15 protein-coding genes and 1 pseudogene are annotated in these 16,281 nt (G+C 66.0%); 7 read left to right on the forward strand and 9 right to left on the reverse strand.

All coding sequences use genetic code 11. The features are described 5' to 3' along the window. Positions 1 to 86 precede the first annotated feature (86 nt). Genes DEM26_RS11010 through DEM26_RS11020 form a run of 3 tightly spaced genes read left to right on the forward strand, consistent with a single transcriptional unit; the run spans position 87 to position 3,221 of the window. The gene (locus DEM26_RS11010) at positions 87 to 767 is read left to right on the forward strand and encodes a response regulator transcription factor (protein WP_088726744.1); all 681 of its coding nucleotides are present in this window, start codon (positions 87 to 89) and stop codon (positions 765 to 767) included. Beyond that, positions 760 to 2,172 (forward strand): sensor histidine kinase, encoded by a 1,413-nt coding sequence (locus DEM26_RS11015; protein ID WP_109172411.1) that lies wholly within the window; start codon positions 760 to 762, stop codon positions 2,170 to 2,172. The genes DEM26_RS11010 and DEM26_RS11015 overlap by 8 nt, the downstream gene beginning before the upstream one ends. Beyond that, entirely contained in the window at positions 2,169 to 3,221 is a 1,053-nt protein-coding gene (locus DEM26_RS11020) for an ABC transporter substrate-binding protein (RefSeq protein WP_109172412.1), read from the forward strand. The genes DEM26_RS11015 and DEM26_RS11020 overlap by 4 nt, the downstream gene beginning before the upstream one ends. A 211-nt stretch (positions 3,222 to 3,432) precedes the next feature. On the opposite strand, the gene pcaF is transcribed toward DEM26_RS11020, so the two are convergent. Genes pcaF through DEM26_RS11035 form a run of 3 tightly spaced genes read right to left on the reverse strand, consistent with a single transcriptional unit; the run spans position 3,433 to position 6,033 of the window. Further along, on the reverse strand, positions 3,433 to 4,638 hold the full coding sequence (gene pcaF / locus DEM26_RS11025; RefSeq protein WP_109172413.1) for a 3-oxoadipyl-CoA thiolase: 1,206 nt from the start codon (positions 4,636 to 4,638) through the stop codon (positions 3,433 to 3,435). Next, on the reverse strand, positions 4,631 to 5,314 hold the full coding sequence (locus DEM26_RS11030; RefSeq protein WP_088718810.1) for a CoA transferase subunit B: 684 nt from the start codon (positions 5,312 to 5,314) through the stop codon (positions 4,631 to 4,633). The genes pcaF and DEM26_RS11030 overlap by 8 nt, the downstream gene beginning before the upstream one ends. Then, on the reverse strand, positions 5,311 to 6,033 hold the full coding sequence (locus tag DEM26_RS11035; protein ID WP_109172414.1) for a 3-oxoacid CoA-transferase subunit A: 723 nt from the start codon (positions 6,031 to 6,033) through the stop codon (positions 5,311 to 5,313). Before DEM26_RS11035 ends, DEM26_RS11030 begins: the two co-directional genes overlap by 4 nt. A gap of 104 nt (positions 6,034 to 6,137) precedes the next feature. On the opposite strand from DEM26_RS11035, the gene DEM26_RS11040 reads away from it, so the two are divergent. Continuing rightward, positions 6,138 to 6,899 carry an IclR family transcriptional regulator domain-containing protein gene (locus DEM26_RS11040; protein WP_088718812.1) on the forward strand — a complete coding sequence of 254 codons (762 nt, stop codon included), beginning with the start codon at positions 6,138 to 6,140 and terminating at the stop codon, positions 6,897 to 6,899. 3 nt (positions 6,900 to 6,902) lie between these two features. On the opposite strand, the gene DEM26_RS11045 is transcribed toward DEM26_RS11040, so the two are convergent. The 3 genes from DEM26_RS11045 to lipA all read right to left on the reverse strand — a co-directional run bounded on the left by DEM26_RS11045 (position 6,903) and on the right by lipA (position 9,578). After that, positions 6,903 to 7,664, reverse strand: coding sequence for a DeoR/GlpR family DNA-binding transcription regulator (locus DEM26_RS11045; RefSeq protein WP_088718813.1), 762 nt, complete (start codon positions 7,662 to 7,664; stop codon positions 6,903 to 6,905). Positions 7,665 to 7,760: 96 nt separating this feature from the next. Further along, entirely contained in the window at positions 7,761 to 8,408 is a 648-nt protein-coding gene (locus tag DEM26_RS11050; RefSeq protein ID WP_109172415.1) for a DUF3047 domain-containing protein, read from the reverse strand. A 219-nt stretch (positions 8,409 to 8,627) separates the two neighbouring features. After that, complete coding sequence (gene lipA / locus DEM26_RS11055; protein WP_109172416.1) at positions 8,628 to 9,578, reverse strand: lipoyl synthase; 951 nt, start codon at positions 9,576 to 9,578, stop codon at positions 8,628 to 8,630. Positions 9,579 to 9,877: 299 nt separating this feature from the next. On the opposite strand from lipA, the gene DEM26_RS11060 reads away from it, so the two are divergent. Further along, entirely contained in the window at positions 9,878 to 10,426 is a 549-nt protein-coding gene (locus DEM26_RS11060; protein WP_075774627.1) for a peroxiredoxin, read from the forward strand. Between the two features lie 57 nt (positions 10,427 to 10,483). Here the strand turns inward: DEM26_RS11060 and DEM26_RS11065 are convergent, their stop codons facing one another. Continuing rightward, a complete protein-coding gene (locus tag DEM26_RS11065) occupies positions 10,484 to 11,377 on the reverse strand; it encodes a hydrogen peroxide-inducible genes activator (protein ID WP_075774748.1) in 894 nt (297 codons plus the stop codon). A 271-nt stretch (positions 11,378 to 11,648) separates the two neighbouring features. Then, positions 11,649 to 12,773, reverse strand: a pseudogene (locus DEM26_RS11070) (DUF6456 domain-containing protein). A gap of 215 nt (positions 12,774 to 12,988) precedes the next feature. Here DEM26_RS11070 and DEM26_RS11075 point away from each other — a divergent pair. Next, positions 12,989 to 13,375 carry a DUF6477 family protein gene (locus DEM26_RS11075; protein WP_369907799.1) on the forward strand — a complete coding sequence of 129 codons (387 nt, stop codon included), beginning with the start codon at positions 12,989 to 12,991 and terminating at the stop codon, positions 13,373 to 13,375. Here DEM26_RS11075 and DEM26_RS11080 read toward each other — a convergent pair. Then, a complete protein-coding gene (locus DEM26_RS11080; protein ID WP_199224665.1) occupies positions 13,367 to 14,947 on the reverse strand; it encodes a helicase HerA-like domain-containing protein in 1,581 nt (526 codons plus the stop codon). The two genes, DEM26_RS11075 and DEM26_RS11080, sit on opposite strands and share 9 nt — an antisense overlap. Positions 14,948 to 15,508: 561 nt before the next feature. Between DEM26_RS11080 and DEM26_RS11085 the strand changes: the two genes are divergently transcribed. Further along, a complete protein-coding gene (locus DEM26_RS11085) occupies positions 15,509 to 16,246 on the forward strand; it encodes an invasion associated locus B family protein (RefSeq protein ID WP_075774625.1) in 738 nt (245 codons plus the stop codon). The last annotated feature ends 35 nt before the right edge of the window (positions 16,247 to 16,281 follow it).

Here is a 16,281-nt window from a genome sequence, read left to right on the forward strand (position 1 = left end):
CTCCCGCAGCGGGCTATGGGACGGGTTTTACCGCTTGAACCTGTCACGAACCTGTCACAGGTTCGGAGCCGAAACGGGGAGGATGGATGCGGCTTCTGCTAGTGGAGGATGCCGAGGAACTGGCCGAGGCCACGCAGCGTCGGCTTGCGCGGTCCGGCATGGCCTGCGATCTCGCCGCCACCGTAGAGGAGGCGCGCGATTTTCTGGCGGTGCAGGCCTATGACGCGGTGATCCTCGACATCAACCTCCCCGATGGCAGCGGCACCGACCTCTTGCGCGAGATGCGCGCGCAGGCCGCGATGATGCCGGTGCTGATGCTGACCGCGCAATTCTCGGTCGACGACAAGATCTCCGCCTTCCAGCTCGGGGCGGACGACTACCTCGTAAAACCCTTTGATCACCGTGAGTTGGAAGCAAGACTTCATGCGATCGGGCGACGTCAGGCGACCGACCGCTCCGCCGATCTCGAACTCGGACATCTGCGCTACAACGCAACGGCGGGCAGCGCCTCGGTCGGGGATCAGGCGCTGAAACTGACGGGCCGCGAATTCGCGCTGCTGGGAATTCTGATGCGCAATGCGGGGCAAGTGATGTCGAAGGACCGGCTGCACGAGGGGCTTTACGCCTTCGACGACGCCGTGCCGGGCGACAACGCGATCGAGCTTTATATTGCTCGGCTGCGCAAGAAGCTTACCGGCAGCGGGGTCGAGATCGAGACCCTGCGCGGACGCGGCTACCGTCTGGCGGCGCGCGGCGGCGATGTCTGACGGCGCCCGCTCCCACGACACCGGCCTCGCCGCCACGCGATCCCTGACCGCGCGGCTGGTGACCGGGCTGTCGGGGCTGATGATCGTCGGCGGGCTGATCCTCGCGCTCGCAGCCTTCGCCTATGGGCGCACGGCGGCCCGCGACGCCTTCGACCGGTTGCTGGTGGGGGCCGCCAATGACATCGCCGCTTCGATCTCGATCCGCGACGGCGCGCCGGTGGTCGATCTTCCGGTCTCAGCCTTCGAACTCTTGGCCCTCGCCCCCGACGACCGCATCGCCTATCAGGTCAGCGGGCCTAAAGGCGCGGTGCTCACAGGCTACAAGGACCTTCCCCGCCCGAACACGACGGCACAGGACTCGGAGCTTTACGATGCGCGCTTCAAGGGAGAGCCCGCGCGCTACATCCGGGTCACGCGCCGTTTCGCGGAACGCCAGTTCTCCGGCACGGTGGAGGTGATCGTGGGGCAAACCCTGCGGGCGCGCACCCAGCTTGCGCTCAGCATCACTCGCAACGCACTTGGCGGACTGGCGGTCGGCGGCATCGCCATGCTCGCTTTCGCCATCATCATCGTGCATAGCGCGCTGCGCCCGCTGGAGCGGCTGGCTCATGGCATCTCGGAACGCGATCCGCAGGACCTGACCCCGATCCGCGCCGCCGTCCCGCGCGAAGTCGATGTGCTGGTGCAGGCCACGAACGGGTTCATGGGGCGGCTCGACCGGCAGTTCGCCACGATGAAAAGCCTGATCTCGGACACCGCGCATCAGTTGCGGACACCCGTCGCCGCCCTGCGCGCGCAATCCGACCTCGCCGCCGAGGAAGACGACCCGGCGCGGCGCGACCAGATCGTCGCGAAGATGCATTCCGGAACGGTGCGGCTGAGCCGCCTGCTCGACCAGATGCTGTCGCGCGCGCTTGTGATCCACCGCGCCGACAGTGCGCGGCGCGAGCGGGTCGATCTGCGCAACATCGCCTTGGATATCTTCGAGGAAGGCGATCATGCGGCTCTCGCGCCGGGCAGCGACATCCGGCTGGAGATCGCCGAGGCGGAGGTGCCCGTGCTGGCCGATGAGCTGTCACTCTCGGAGGCGGCGAAGAACCTGCTCGGCAACGCGCTGGCGCATGGCGAGGCCCCGGTCACCATCGGCGCGGAGCTGCGCGACGGGCGCGCCCGGCTCTGGGTGCGCGATGCGGGGCCCGGCCCCTCCCCCGAACTGCGCGCGCGCCTGGGCGAGCGTTTCGCGCCTGGGCGCACGGACACGCGGCGGCGCGGCGCGAGCAGCGGGCTGGGTCTCGCCATTGCGCAATCGGTGGCCGAGACCTATGGCGGCACGCTGGAGATGGAAAGCGATGCGGCAGGCTTCACCATCGCGATCACCCTGCCCCGAGCCGAGGAGGCATCATGATCCGCATGCTCCTGTCCCTGTCGCTCTGGCTGTGCCTGAGCGTCCCCCTTTTGGCCGCAGAGCCCGAGGCCGTCCGCACCTTCGGCCCAGATCAGCCCGCCCGCAAGATCACCCTGCGCACCACGACCGACGTCAATATCCTCGCCCCCGCGATCAAGGCGTTTCTCGACACCCAGCCCGGCCTCGCGATCCGGTTCGAGCAATGGGGCTCGAACGACCTCTACGATATCTCCGAGGCCGATTGCGCGAAGGGCAAGCCCGGCGCCGAACTGGTGATCAGCTCGGGCGTGCAACATGTGGTCAAGCTGGTGAACGACAATTGCGCCGCCACATGGATCTCGCCCGAGACGACGGCACTGCCGAAGGATCTGCGCTGGCGCGATCAGGTCTGGGGCATCTCGCGCGAACCCGCGGTGATGATCTACAACCGCGCGCTGGTTCCGCCCGAGGACGTGCCGCGCACGCGTTTCGATCTGGTCGACCTGCTGCGGCCCGCGCAATCGCCCTATACCGGCAAGATCGCGACCTATGACATAGCGGATTCCGGGCTGGGGTTCCTCTTCGCTTTTCTCGACAGCCAAGAGGCCAGCACCTTCGGCGGCTTGATGGAAGCCTTTGCGCGCTCCGGCGCGGTCGCGACCTGCTGCTCGGCCGAGATCATCGACGGTGTCGCGGGCGGCCGCTACCTGATCGCCTACAACATCCTCGGCTCCTACGCGGCGCAGGCGGCGCGCGACAATCCCGATCTGGGTATCATCGCGCCCGCCGATTACACGCTGGTGCTCTCGCGCGCGGCCTACCTTCCGGGGCCCGAGCCAGATCCGACCGCCGCCAAACTGCTGGATTTTCTGCTCTCACCCGCGGGCCAACGGGCGCTGGCGCAGACCAAGCTGATCGACCCGATCGCGAATGACGGGGGCGGCAGCGACAGCGACGAGACGCTGACCTTGCAACGCCTCATCGCACTGGGCCCGCCGCTGCTGGTCGCGACCGACACGATGAAAGCCGCGCGGTTTCTGGAGCGCTGGCGCGATACCTTTGCGCAATGAGTGGCGGAGGGGCGGCTCAAGCGGAGACGCGCTCCATCTGAAAGGGTGTGCGCCGGTCCGTGGGATGGCGCACGCGACCCTCGGGCTGGGCGGTCAATCCCCGCCACGCCCCTCCATTCGCCGAGCGGCGCGCGAATGGCAGATGCGCCAGCCCGCCGGGACGGACTGGCGCACGCCCTGCGCCTTCGGCACGTAGCGGGCGCAGTCTCGGTTACACCGCCTCCAGCGCCACGGCGATGCCCTGACCCACGCCGATGCACATCGTGGCCAGCGCCCGTTGGCCCTTGCGGCGCACCAGTTCCAGCGCCGCCGTGCCGGTGATCCGCGCGCCCGACATGCCCAGAGGATGCCCCAGAGCGATCGCCCCGCCATTGGGGTTCACGCGCGCATCGTCATCCGCAATACCCAGATCGCGCAGCGTGGCCAGACCTTGGCTGGCAAAGGCTTCGTTCAGCTCGATAACATCGAAGGCGTCCTGAGTGAGCCCCAGCCGCGCCATCAGCTTCTTGCTGGCAGGCGCAGGCCCGAAGCCCATGATCCGGGGCGGCACGCCAGCCGCGGCCCCGCCCGAGATCTTCACCAGCGGCGTCAGCCCATGTTTGCGCACGGCCTCCTCGGAGGCGATGATCAGCGCCGCCGCGCCATCGTTCACGCCGGACGCATTGCCCGCCGTGACCGTGCCGTCGGGGCGCACGATGGGCCGCAGCTTGGCCAGCGCCTCAAGCGTCGTGCCGGGGCGCGGGTGCTCGTCAGTGTCGACCACGAGCGGATCGCCCTTGCGCTGCGGGATCGTGACCGGAGTAATCTCCTCGGCCAGACGGCCCGCTTCCATCGCCTTGGCAGCAGCCTCCTGCGAGCGGACCGCGAAGGCGTCCTGATCTTCGCGGCTCACGCCGAAATCATCGGCCACGTTCTCCGCCGTCTCGGGCATCGAGTCGACGCCATGGGCTTCTTTCATCAGCTTGTTCACGAAGCGCCAGCCGATGGTCGTGTCATAGACCGCATTGGCGCGGCTAAAGGCGGCCTCGGCTTTCGGCATCACGAAGGGCGCGCGCGACATGCTCTCGACACCGCCCGCGATCATCAGATCGGCCTCGCCCGCCTTGATCGCGCGGGCGGCTGTGATGACCGCATCCATCCCCGAGCCGCAAAGCCGGTTGATCGTGGTCCCCGGCACGTTCACCGGCAGACCCGCGAGCAGCGCCGACATCCGCGCCACGTTGCGGTTGTCTTCGCCCGCCTGATTGGCGCAGCCGAAGATCACGTCTTCGACCGCTTCCCAATCGACGCCCGTGTTGCGCGCCATCAGAGTTTTCAGCGGGATCGCCCCCAGATCGTCGGCGCGGACAGGTGCCAGAGCGCCGCCGAAACGGCCGATCGGGGTTCGGATATAGTCGCAGATATAAGCGTCACGCATCGGCCAACTCCTCGGGACAGATCAGGTCACCCACCTCGCCCTCGACATGGAGGGTCGCGCCGGTGACGGATTGCAGCTCCTCCATCGAGATCGCGGGGAGCTTTTCACGCAGGACGAAGCGGCTATCGACCACGTCCACGACGGCGAGCGACGTATAGACGCGGGTCACGCAGCCCACGCCGGTCAGCGGGAAGGTGCAGCTTTCCACCAGCTTCGGCTGGCCCTTCTTGGTGACGTGGTCGGTGATGACAGCCACGCGTTTCGCGCCATGCACAAGGTCCATAGCCCCGCCCACGGCCGGCACGCCTTTCGGTCCGGTCGACCAGTTCGCCAGATCGCCCGTTTCGGCCACCTGATAGGCGCCGAGGATCGCCACGTCGAGATGCCCGCCCCGCACCATTGCGAAGCTGTCGGCATGGTGGAAAAACGCGGTGCCGGGCTTCAGCGTGATCGCCTTTTTCCCGGCATTGATGAGGTCCCAGTCTTCCTGACCGGGCTCGGGCGCGCGACCGAAGCCCAGCACGCCGTTTTCGGTATGAAAGATCGCCTCGCGGCCCTCAGGCTGGAAGCGCGCGACCATCTCGGGAAAGCCGATCCCGAGGTTCACATAGGCGCCGTCCTCGATGTCCTGGGCGGCGCGCCAGGCGATCTGTGCATTGCTCAGTTTCTGGGTCATGGGTGATGGGCTCCGGCGCGGTTCAACTCTTCTTCCTGGGCGGGATTGGCGACCTCGACGATCGCATCCACGAAGATGCCCGGGGTGACGATGACTTCCGGGTCGATCTCGCCCGGCTCGACCGCCTTGCTCACCTGCACGATGACCTTTGCCGCCGCCGTCGCCATCAGCGGCGAGAAGTTCCGCGCGGCCATCCGGTAGGTCAGGTTGCCAAGCGCGTCGCCCTGCTCGGCCTTGATCAGCGCGTGATCGGCCTTGAGCCAGCGCTCCATCACGTAGTCGCGGCCGTCGAATTGCTGCACCGGCTTGCCCTCGGCCAGATCGGTGCCCACGGAGGTCGGCGTGAAGAAGGCCGGAATGCCCGCGCCGCCTGCGCGGATACGTTCGGCGAGCGTGCCTTGAGGCACCAGTTCCAGCTCGATCTCGCCCGCCAGATAGCGTTCGGTAAACACCGTCGGATCGGCCGAGCGCGGGAAAGAGCAGATCATCTTCTTGACCATGCCCTGCTCGATCATCGCGGCGATGCCGACATGGCCGTTGCCTGCGTTGTTGTTGATCACGCTCAGCCCCTTGGGCGATCCGGTCTCCAGATAGCGGTCGATCAGGGCGTGGATCAGTTCGATCGGCGCGCCCGAGCCGCCGAAACCGCCGACCATCACCGTGGCGCCGTCTTGAATATCGGCCACGGCCTCGGTCAGCGAGGAAAGTCTCTTGTCCATTTGCGGTCCTCCTGAGGGCTTGGATTTAGACCTGCGTGGGACGGCTTTCCACGGATTTCGTGCGCATCTTGACATTTGTTCGCATCGCGCGAAAACCTGTTCGCATGTTGAACAAACCGACCGATTTCATCGCCTCTTTCGCCAAGGGGCTACGCGTCATCGAATGTTTCGGGGCCGAGACGCCGCGGCTCTCGATTGCCGAGGTGGCGCAGGCGACGGGCTTCGACCGGGCCACGGCGCGGCGCTGTCTGCTGACGCTGAATGCGGAAGGCTACGCGGAATACGACGGCAAGTTCTTCACGCTGACGCCGAAGGTTCTGCGGCTCGGGATGGGGGCGCTGGCCTCGCTGCCGCTGCCGCAGATCGTGCAGCCCTGGCTCGATCAGCTGACCGATCGGATCGGGCAGAGCTGTTCGGTCTCGATCCTCGACGGGACGGAGATCGTCTATCTCGCGCGGGCGGCGCAGCGGCGGGTGATGTCGATCGGCTTGATGCCGGGCTCGCGCCTTCCGGCGCATTGCACCTCGATGGGGCGCGTGTTGCTGGCCGCCCTGCCCCCGGAGGACGCCCGCGCAGCCGTGGAGGCCTCGGACCTGACGCCGCGCACGGCCTATAGCCTCACCGATCCGGGCGAAATCCTCGCGCGCATCGATCAGGTGCGCCGTGACGGCTATGCGGTGATCGATCAGGAGGTGGAGATTGGGCTGCGCTCCATCGCGGTGCCGCTTTACGACATCCATGGGCGGGTCGTGGCCGCGCTCAATACCGGGATGGCGGCGAGCGCCGATCCGGCGGAGACGCTGATCGAGACCTATCTGCCGGAACTCACGCGGGTGCAGACGGGGCTGCGGCGCGTGCTGCGCTGAGCCTCACCCCGCCACGGTGATCTCGGTGTCCCATTGCGCGCAAAGCGCCGTGAGCGCATCCGGCAAGGGCTTGTCGATGAAAACCCGGTCGATGTCGGAGAGCGAGGCGAGCCGCACCGGCGCGGAGCGTTCCAGCTTCGACGCGTCGGTCACCAGAAAGCTCTGCCGCGCCTGCCGCAAGATCCGGCGGCTGACGCGCACTTCGGCGAGATCGTAATCGAGCATGTCGCCGTCGGAATCGAGCGCGGAGGTCCCGATCACCGCGAAATCGGCTTTGAATTCGCCCATGAAATCCGCCGTCAGGTCACCCACCAGCCCGCCATCCGAGCGGCGCAGATTGCCGCCCGCGACGAGGATATCGCAGCTCTCATTGGCCAGCAGGATATTGGCGACATTGATGTTATTCGTGACCACGGTGATGTTGCGGTGATGCAGAAGCTCTCGCGCCACCGCCTCGGTCGTGGTGCCCAGCGTCAGCACGATGGAGCTGTTATCGGGGATCGCCTGCGCACAGGCCCGCCCGATCGCCGCCTTCGCCGCCTCGTTCATCCGGCGGCGCTCTTCATAGGCGAAATTCACAACGCCGGTGCGGATCACCGCCCCGCCATGCACGCGTTCCAGATGCCCCGCTTCGGAGAGCTCCGTCAGGTCGCGCCGGATCGTCTGGACTGACACATTGAAGCGTTCGGCCAAGGCTTCGACCACCACACGGCCCTCGTCGCGCGCGATCTCGAGAATTTCGGACTGTCGGAAATTGAGCGCCATCCTGCCCCCCTTTTGGGTCTTGCTGCCACAGGTTACCGACAAAGTCATGTCTTGGCAGTGTTTTTGTGTGAAATTACCGGAAGCCGTGTGGCGCGGTCAGTTCAGCTTCAGCGCCGAGATTCGGGCACGGATCGCGCTGTCAGTGTCGTCGCTGTCCCCTGACAGCGCCAGCCCCACGAGCTGCGTCGGCTGGCCCCCGAAGGCGCGCTGGTAGTCGCGCGCCAGATCGACGCTCTCGGAATGCGCTCCGGTGCCCGCCGGGCGCAGCACCACCGTTTTGCCGCGCGCCCCCAGATAGGGCGACGGCAAGAGCGCCCCGCGCCCATGCGCGCCACCCCAGACATACATCAGCACCCGCGCTTCCTTAACCGCCAGAAGCTTGCGGATGCCCGCCCCCTGATTGGCCCGGGCGACCGCCTCTGGCATGAAGACGAAGTAGAGCGAGAGGTCGCGATCGTCGCCGCCCTTTCGGTCGAGCTTCGTCGGCGGGACGCTTTGGCTGACCGACCATTGCCACGCGGCCTTGCGCGCGCCCCAATCTGCCTGAGGCAGCGCACGCCAGATCAACGACACCGCCCCGTCCGAGCGCATCTCCACGCCGTTTGGCGATTGTTCCCAGTCATTCGAGGAAAACAGCGAGAACCGCTGCTCGGTCCAGCCACCGAAGATCGAGGCCGGGGCTAGGCCCGGCATCAGCCCCACGAAGAAGCTTGATGCGAGAAAGGCGATCGACAGGCGGCGCATGACACTCTCCTCTTGCTTGGCTGACAGGGCTACGCAGGCAATCGGCGCGCCGGATCACTTGGCCCGGATGATGCCCGCAGGTCGCAGACCGTCAAGACAGGGCGCGCGCGATGCGCTGCAGTTTCGCGACCTGTTCGGCTTGGAGAAAAACTCACCCGACTTGCGAAATGAAAAACCCGGCCACCGGGGCCGGGTTCTTTCAAATCGCTTCTGGCGCGCTCAGCTCAGGCCGAGCTTCTTCAGCCGGTTCTCGCGCAGCCGCGCAAAGTCGTCGCCCGCGTGATAGCTCGAACGGGTCAGCGGCGTCGCGGATACCATCAGGAAGCCCTTGCCGTAGGCCGCTTTCTCATAGTCGCGGAACTCTTCCGGCGTGACAAAACGCATCACCGCGTGGTGCTTCGGCGTCGGCTGCAGATATTGCCCGATGGTCAGGAAATCGACATCGGCCGAGCGCATGTCATCCATCACCTGACGGACCTGCGGCGCATCTTCACCCAGACCCACCATGATGCCCGATTTGGTGAACATCGACGGGTCCAGCTCTTTCACGCGCTGCAACAGGCGCAGCGAGTGGAAGTAGCGCGCGCCGGGGCGCACGCCGGGATAGAGGCCCGGCACGGTTTCGAGATTGTGGTTGAACACGTCGGGGCGCGCCTCGACAACCTTCTCCAGCGCGGCGGGCTCGCATTTGAGGAAGTCCGGCGTCAGGATCTCGATCGTGGTGTCGGGCGAGCGGTGACGGATCGCGCGGATCGTCTGGGCGAAATGCTCCGCCCCGCCATCGTCCAGATCGTCGCGGTCGACCGAGGTGATCACGACGTGGTTCAGGCCCAGCGTCTCGACCGCATGGGCGACGCGGCCCGGCTCGAACACGTCGAGCGCGTCGGGGCGACCGGTGGCCACGTTGCAGAAGGAACAGCCACGGGTACAGATTTCGCCCATGATCATCATGGTGGCGTGGCCCTGGCTCCAGCATTCGCCGACATTCGGGCAGCCCGCCTCTTCGCAGACGGTGACCAGCTTGTTGGTCTTCAGAATGTCGCGCGTCTTCTTGTAGCCTTCCGAGACCGGCGCTTTCACGCGGATCCAGTCGGGTTTCTTGGGCTGAGCATTGTCGGCGCGATGCGCCTTTTCGGGGTGGCGTTCACCGGGCATCTTGAGATCGCGCATGATCCATCCTTTCGGAGTGCGGTTGATCGTCACATAAGCCGATTGCGTGCAGGATGCAAATGCGCAGGCCCAAAGGCAGTATTGCACACCGCGCGAGGCTGCGCGATCTGCCCGAGGCCGTGGCAAGCGGACAGAGCGGGGACGAACATTCGCAACGCCGAACTCCGCCAGCGGCCCTTGTGAAGGTCGCGCGGCGAATGCTGCATCTGCAAAGTCAGCGATTGCGACCGAAAGCGACATCCGTTAGTCAGGCCTCTCTCCAAAACGCAACCTTCCCAACCGATCAAGGAGACCTCCCTATGCTTCCCGGTTCGAAACTGCCCGACGTCACCTTCCACACCCGCGTGCGCGACGAAAGCATCGAGGGGCCGAACCCGTTCCGCTGGCAGGACAAGACCACCGCGGATTTCTTCGCGGGCAAGCGCGTGGTGCTGTTTGCGCTGCCCGGCGCCTTCACGCCGACCTGCTCGACCTACCAGCTGCCCGGTTTCGAGAAGGGCTTCGACGATTTCGCCGAACAGGGCATCGACGCGATCTATTGCCTGTCGGTCAATGACAGCTTCGTCATGAACCAGTGGGCCAAGGCGCAGGGCCTCGAGAACGTGCAGGTGATCCCCGATGGTTCGGGCGAGTTCACCCGCCGCGTCGGCATGCTGGTACGCAAGGACAATCTCGGCTTCGGTCTGCGGTCGTGGCGCTATGCGGCCGTCGTCAATGACGGCGTGATCGAAGCCTGGTTCGAGGAGCCCGGCCTCGAAGACAACCACGGCGAAGATCCCTATGGCGTGTCCTCGCCCGAGACCGTCTTGAACTGGCTGGTCGACGCCAACGCCGAAGCGGCGGCGTGACCAACTGCCGGCCCGGTTTCGGGCCGGCGCTCTAAGCCACGGGGCGCGCGGCGGGTATCAGAACCGTCTGCGCGCCTGCGCGACCAGCCCCTCGCCCGCCTTTCGCAACACGCGCACCAGCGGATCGAACCATGCCTCGGCATCGGAGACCTCGCGGGCCCGAACCAGCCGGACCATCCGCGCGGGCTCCTCGTCGAAACGGCTGAGCGCGAGCGTCGGGACGGCGCGCGTTTCCTGCAGGCTCGCGATCTCGGGCACCAGCGTCAGCCCCATCGCCTGCCCCGCCAGCGCACAGAGCGTGCTCAGCGACGACGCACCAAGGTCGATGCGTTGCGCCGCCCGCGTCAGCCCGCACAGCGCGAGCGCCTGATCGGCAAGGCAATGCCCCTCATCCAGAAGCAGCAACTGATCCGGGTCGATCGCCTGCGGGCTGAGGCCGCGCACCATCGTCAGCTGGTCCGGCGTGCCCGCCAGCAGGAAGCGATCCTCGAACAGCGGGACCTCGAACAGTTCCGGTGCCGGGGTGGCGATGATCGCGGCATCGAGGCGGCCCTCGGCTATCTCGGTCAGCAGCGTCTCGGTCGTGGCCTCGCGCAGCCGCAGCGCCCCTTGCGCGCGCAGCCCGGGCAAGGCGGCGGGCAGCAGATAGGGCGCGATGGTCGGGATCACGCCGAGATTGATCTGCCCCAGCCCGCGCCGCGCCTCGGACTGCAGATCGCGCAACTCGCCCGCGACCCGCTCGGCGGTCTCCAGCACCCGCCGACCCGCCCGCGTCAACCGCACGTCGCGCGGGCGGCGCTCGACCAGCGGCTGACCGACCTGCTCCTCCAGCTCGCGGATTTGGACCGAGAGCGCGGGTTGGCTGACATGGACCAGCTCGGCGGCGCGCGAGAACGAGCGCGCCTGGGCGAGCGCGCGCAGATAGGTGAGTTGGCGAAGCGTTATATTCATAGTCTCCAATTATCGAGACTTGGATATTTTTACAATTTCTCTTTATGGGAATGTTGATGGAGGACGCATGCGAAGAGGCCACTCTCCAATTAAAATTCTCGCAGCGAGGAAGACGTTGGCCCGCGAACAGTGAAAACGGCGCAAAATTTTTTCGCGCCTTTTCTTATATCTTCTATTCACCTACGGGTCTTAATTGAAGTGATACCTTAACTTTAGCGACCCGTTAGGTTTGAGCATTGGGTGGCGCATTGCGCGTTCACGGCCTCACCGCTCATCCAATCATCGGACTGGCCCCGCCATAGGTCTCGTCGTAGTGCCGCTTGAGGCGTTGCAGGGCGATCCGCAGGACGATCTTGCCCGACCGCGCCGACCAGCCCAGCCGCTTCTCCGCCGTCTCCAGCCCTTCAAGGAAACAGCAGCAGCGCAGCGCCATGTCGCCCAGACTCGGCCCCAGATCGCGCAGCGCCAGCGCCACCCGCTCCCGCGCGGTGTCGGAGCCGCCGCCCATCGCCAGTTCGGGGCGATACTGCCCGCGCCCGCCACCGCCGGTCAGAAAGCGTTCCCAGTTCTGCCCGACCCGCGGGCCCATCTGCGCCAATTCGAAATCCTCGCGGAGCCGCTCGCCTGCGGCGACCAGATCGGCGCTCAGGAACGGCCGTCCCTGCTCGTCGCGCCGCCGCGCCAGCACTGCGAGCGGGCTCTCGGCGAGATTGGCGCGCACGCGGCGCTGGTGACCGTCGGCGTCGGCGCGCGTCTCCTGGACGAACTCGCCATGTTGCGCAGCGAAGGGATTGGCGGCGGTCTCCCCGCGCGCGGCGGCCTCTTCTTCGAGCACACGCTTCAGCGCTGCGCGCCCCGCATGCGTGATCTTGTAGCTGGTGACGCGCCCCTCATGGGCCACCTCGATCTAGTCCTTCAGTGCGAAGGCCTGCGCCACCGCTCGCTCCAGCACCGCCGTGCGCACCGTGCCGCGCAGCACCACGGCCTTGTCCATCTCGCGCCCCACGATCAACAGCGCGCCCGGCTCGGACAGGCGGCGCAGGATGCGGCGCGTCTCGCGGCGCAGTTGCTCTTCGTTGGCGGGAGTTTCACTAGGGCGGAAAGCTGCAGTCATGGGCGTGTCCTTCTGGAGCACGGTCGGTCCCGGAGCGATAGAGGGATTGGCAGCGCCCGATCCGGCCGCACGGCCGAGACGTTCCAGCGCCTCATCGACCAGCGGATCATCCCGCCGCGCCTCGATCCGGCGCACGCGGCGCAGGATTGTCGAGGCTGCACAGCCTTCGGCCCGTGCCAACTCCCTGATCGGAATGCCGTCTTCGACATGGCGCAGATAGAGTTGAGCATGTTTGGGCAGCCAGGCGGGAAGTTCCGCCGGGGCCGGTGCGATCGAATTCATTCTGTCCCCCAGATTACGCCGGGCAAAGCCCGGCGAGTCCGTTCGGTAACAACCGTGAGTTGCTTTGGTTGCCCGTTCGTTAACAAACGGGACGCCAGCAAGAATTCCTTAAACTTCCTAAACAAAGCTTTGCCGGGCGCGCGCTGACGCCGAAATTTGCGCAACACCGTGCGAAGCTGCGTCACGCTCGGGATCTCACCTCAAGGGAGTTTCCGATGACCGCCGCATTTCGCCAGAAAAACACGCCCGCTCTCCGCCCTTACGCTCAACTGTATCTGGTCGAAACCACGGCACCCGCTAGCGTCGCGTCCGATCCCGTCGCTGGGGTCGCGAGAATGCGTCGCCCGCGCCTGCTGATCCGCGCCGCGCGCTTCGGACTGAGCGATTACAGCCGCAAACGCGACCTCAGGCGGGTGATGCGGATGAGCGAGCTGCCGCGCCCCGGCGCGGCGCTGCGCGCATTGATGGCGGAGGAAATGGCGCTCGATCAGGCGCGGCGCGCGGGCGAGGCCACCTACTCGGTCGCCCGCCATCTCGAACTGCTGATCGCCCTGCTCGCCGAAGCCCGGCTGGCCCGAAAATCGATGTCAACCTCAGCGTGACTTGAAGAGCGAGCCGAGAACCCCGCGCACGATCGTCTGGCCCGTCTTGGTGCCCAGCTGACGCGCGAGGCTCTTGCCAAAGGTCTCGAGTATCGTATCGGATCGGCTCGAGGATCTGCGCGTCGGCTTCGACTTCGCCGTCGGATCGTAGCGCCGCGCGTTGTTGAAATTCTCGAACCCCGCATCGAGCTCGGAGCGGCCCGCGGCGGTCTTGGCGGCCTTCTCGCGCGCTTCCGCCTCCGCCGCCTCGCGCGCGGCCAGTTCGGCGCGCTTGGCAAGGATTTCCTGCGCCGACTCGCGATCCACCGGCGTGTCATACTTGTCGCCCAAACCGCTTTCCGCAATTACCGCAGCGCGCTCGGTATCGCTAAGCGGGCCGAGGCGCGATTGCGGCGGGCGGATCAGCGTGCGCTCGACCATCCCCGGCACGCCCTTCTTTTCGAGGAAAGAGGTGACAGCCTCGCCGGTGCCGACCTCCTTTATCGCAATCTCGGTGTCGAAGCTCGGATTGGCGCGGTAGTTTTCGGCCGCGCGGTGCAGGTCGCGCTGATCCTTCGCGGTGAAGGCCCGCAGCGCATGCTGCACCCGGTTGCCGAGTTGGCTGAGAATGCCGTCGGGCACGTCACCGGGGTTCTGGGTGATGAAGAACACGCCCACCCCCTTCGAGCGGATCAGCCGCGCCACTTGCTCTACCTTGTCGACCAGCGCCTTGGGCGCGTCGTCGAACAGCAGGTGCGCCTCGTCGAAGAAGAACACGAGCTTCGGCTTGTCCGGGTTGCCGACCTCGGGCAGTTCCTCGAACAGTTCCGAAAGCAGCCACAAAAGGAAGGTGGCGTAGAGCTGCGGATTTCCCATCAGCTTGTCGGCAGCAAGGATGTTGATCTGGCCCATCCCGTTCTCATCGGTTCGGATCAGGTCGGTCAGGTCAAGCGCCGGCTCGCCGAAGAATTGCCCGCCGCCCTGGTTCTCCAGCACCAGCAGGTCGCGCTGGATCGCCCCGATCGTCGCGGTGCCGACATTGCCGTATTCCAGCGCGATCTCGTCCGCGCGCTCGCCGATATGGCGTAGCATCGCGCGCAGATCATCGAGATCGAGCAACGCCAGCCCCTCCTTGTCGGCGATATGGAAGGCGATGTTAAGCGCGCCTTCCTGCGCCTCGGACAACCCCAGCAGCCGGCTCAGCAGCAGCGGCCCCATCTCGGAGACGGTCGTGCGCACCGGGTGGCCCTTCTCGCCGAACATGTCCCAGAAGACCGTCGGATAGGCGCGGTAGTCCAGATCGAAGCCGATCGTCTGCGCGCGCTCCATGAAGGCGTCATGCAGCTTGGCCTCGGTCGAGCCGGAGGCCGCGATACCCGAAAGATCGCCCTTCACATCGGCCATGAAGACCGGCACGCCCGCCTGCGAAAATCCCTCGGCGAGGATCTGCAGCGTCACCGTCTTTCCGGTGCCCGTCGCGCCCGCCACGAGCCCGTGACGGTTGCCGTATTGGAGCTTCAATTCCTGCGGGGTCGCGTAGCCTTCGCCGCCGCCACCAACGAACACGCCCTCTTCGGTCAGAACACCTGTCATTTCGCCCTCGCCAAACAAATCCCGGCTCAGACAATACTATCTTAACCCCTTTGCGCCAGTGTGATCCTGCCCTCGGGTTACGCTTTTGCGCAGACGGGGGCACTTCCTCCCTGTCAGACTGGCCGCGCCCTCCTCGGCGCGGTCTTTTTCTTGCATGCCAAGGGATTGCGCCGCGCGCCTCATCCCCTCACCGCGCGTAACACTTCCTCAACTTTGCCTGTTGACCTGTGAAAAATTACAGCCTAGCGTGGCGTCAATGACGAAGTCGGCCAGTCCGACAGGGGGAAAAGGAAGGGGTCCTGAACGGGCCCCTTTCGCTTGGAAAGCCCCTCTATCGTGGCCCCGAAACGCCCCGTCACACCCGCGCCCGTCGCGGATGAATCGCCCCTCTGAGCCTCTCGGCATTTCCCGCTCACAGCCAGCCCGACGCGCGCGTCCCGGCACCTCACGAAACTGTGGCAGCATGCCGCCTATCCGTGAGCGCGGCTGCCGAATTCATCACTGACAGCGCCGCGGACCCGTGTTAAGCCTTCGCCCAATACGTTTCAGGAGAAGAGTAATATGTCTCAACTGACGAAACCGCTCGCCCTCGCTCTGGCCCTCGGCCTTGCAAGCGGGGCTTGGGCACAAGACACCACGTCGAGCGACACCTCCACGACCCCGTCGGCGGATGCGACCGCAGGCGCAAGCGCCGATGGCACGACGGCCCCGGCCGCGGATGCGACCAACACCGATCAGGCGACCGACGGCCAGACCGCGCCCGATGCGGCTGCGGACGCCCCGACCATGCCCGGCGCCGACCAGCAGGCCCAGAAGCCGCAGGAGCCGCAGACCTACGTCAAGGCGACCTACGAAGACTGGGAGCTGCAATGCGCCAAGTCGCCCGACGGCAAGGATCCCTGCCAGATGTACCAGGTGATCAAGGACCAGAATGGCGGCAACGTGGCCGACATCTCGGTGATCGGCCTGCCCGATGGCAGCCAGGCCGCAGCCGGCCTCACCATCATGGTGCCGATCCAAACGCTCCTGTCGCAGAACCTCGTGATGCAGGTCGATGGCGGCAAGCCGATGGTCTACCCCTATTCCTTCTGCGACCCGCGGATGATGGGCTGCTTCGCCCGCTTCGGCGTCAGCAAGGCCGAACTGGACTCGCTCAAGAAAGGCAGCAAGGCGACGATCACGATCACGCCGCTGGCCAACCCGCAGCAGAAGGTGAAAGCGGATATCTCGCTCAAGGGCTTCACCAAGGCCTTCGAGGAAACTGTGAAAACCAACAAGGAAAATGGCGTTCAGCAGTAAGCTGGATGGATGAGCTTCGGCTCATAACCATTTGA

Source organism: Thioclava sp. NG1 (assembly GCF_003122275.1).
In the GTDB taxonomy this organism is placed as follows: Bacteria; Pseudomonadota; Alphaproteobacteria; order Rhodobacterales; family Rhodobacteraceae; genus Thioclava; species Thioclava nitratireducens.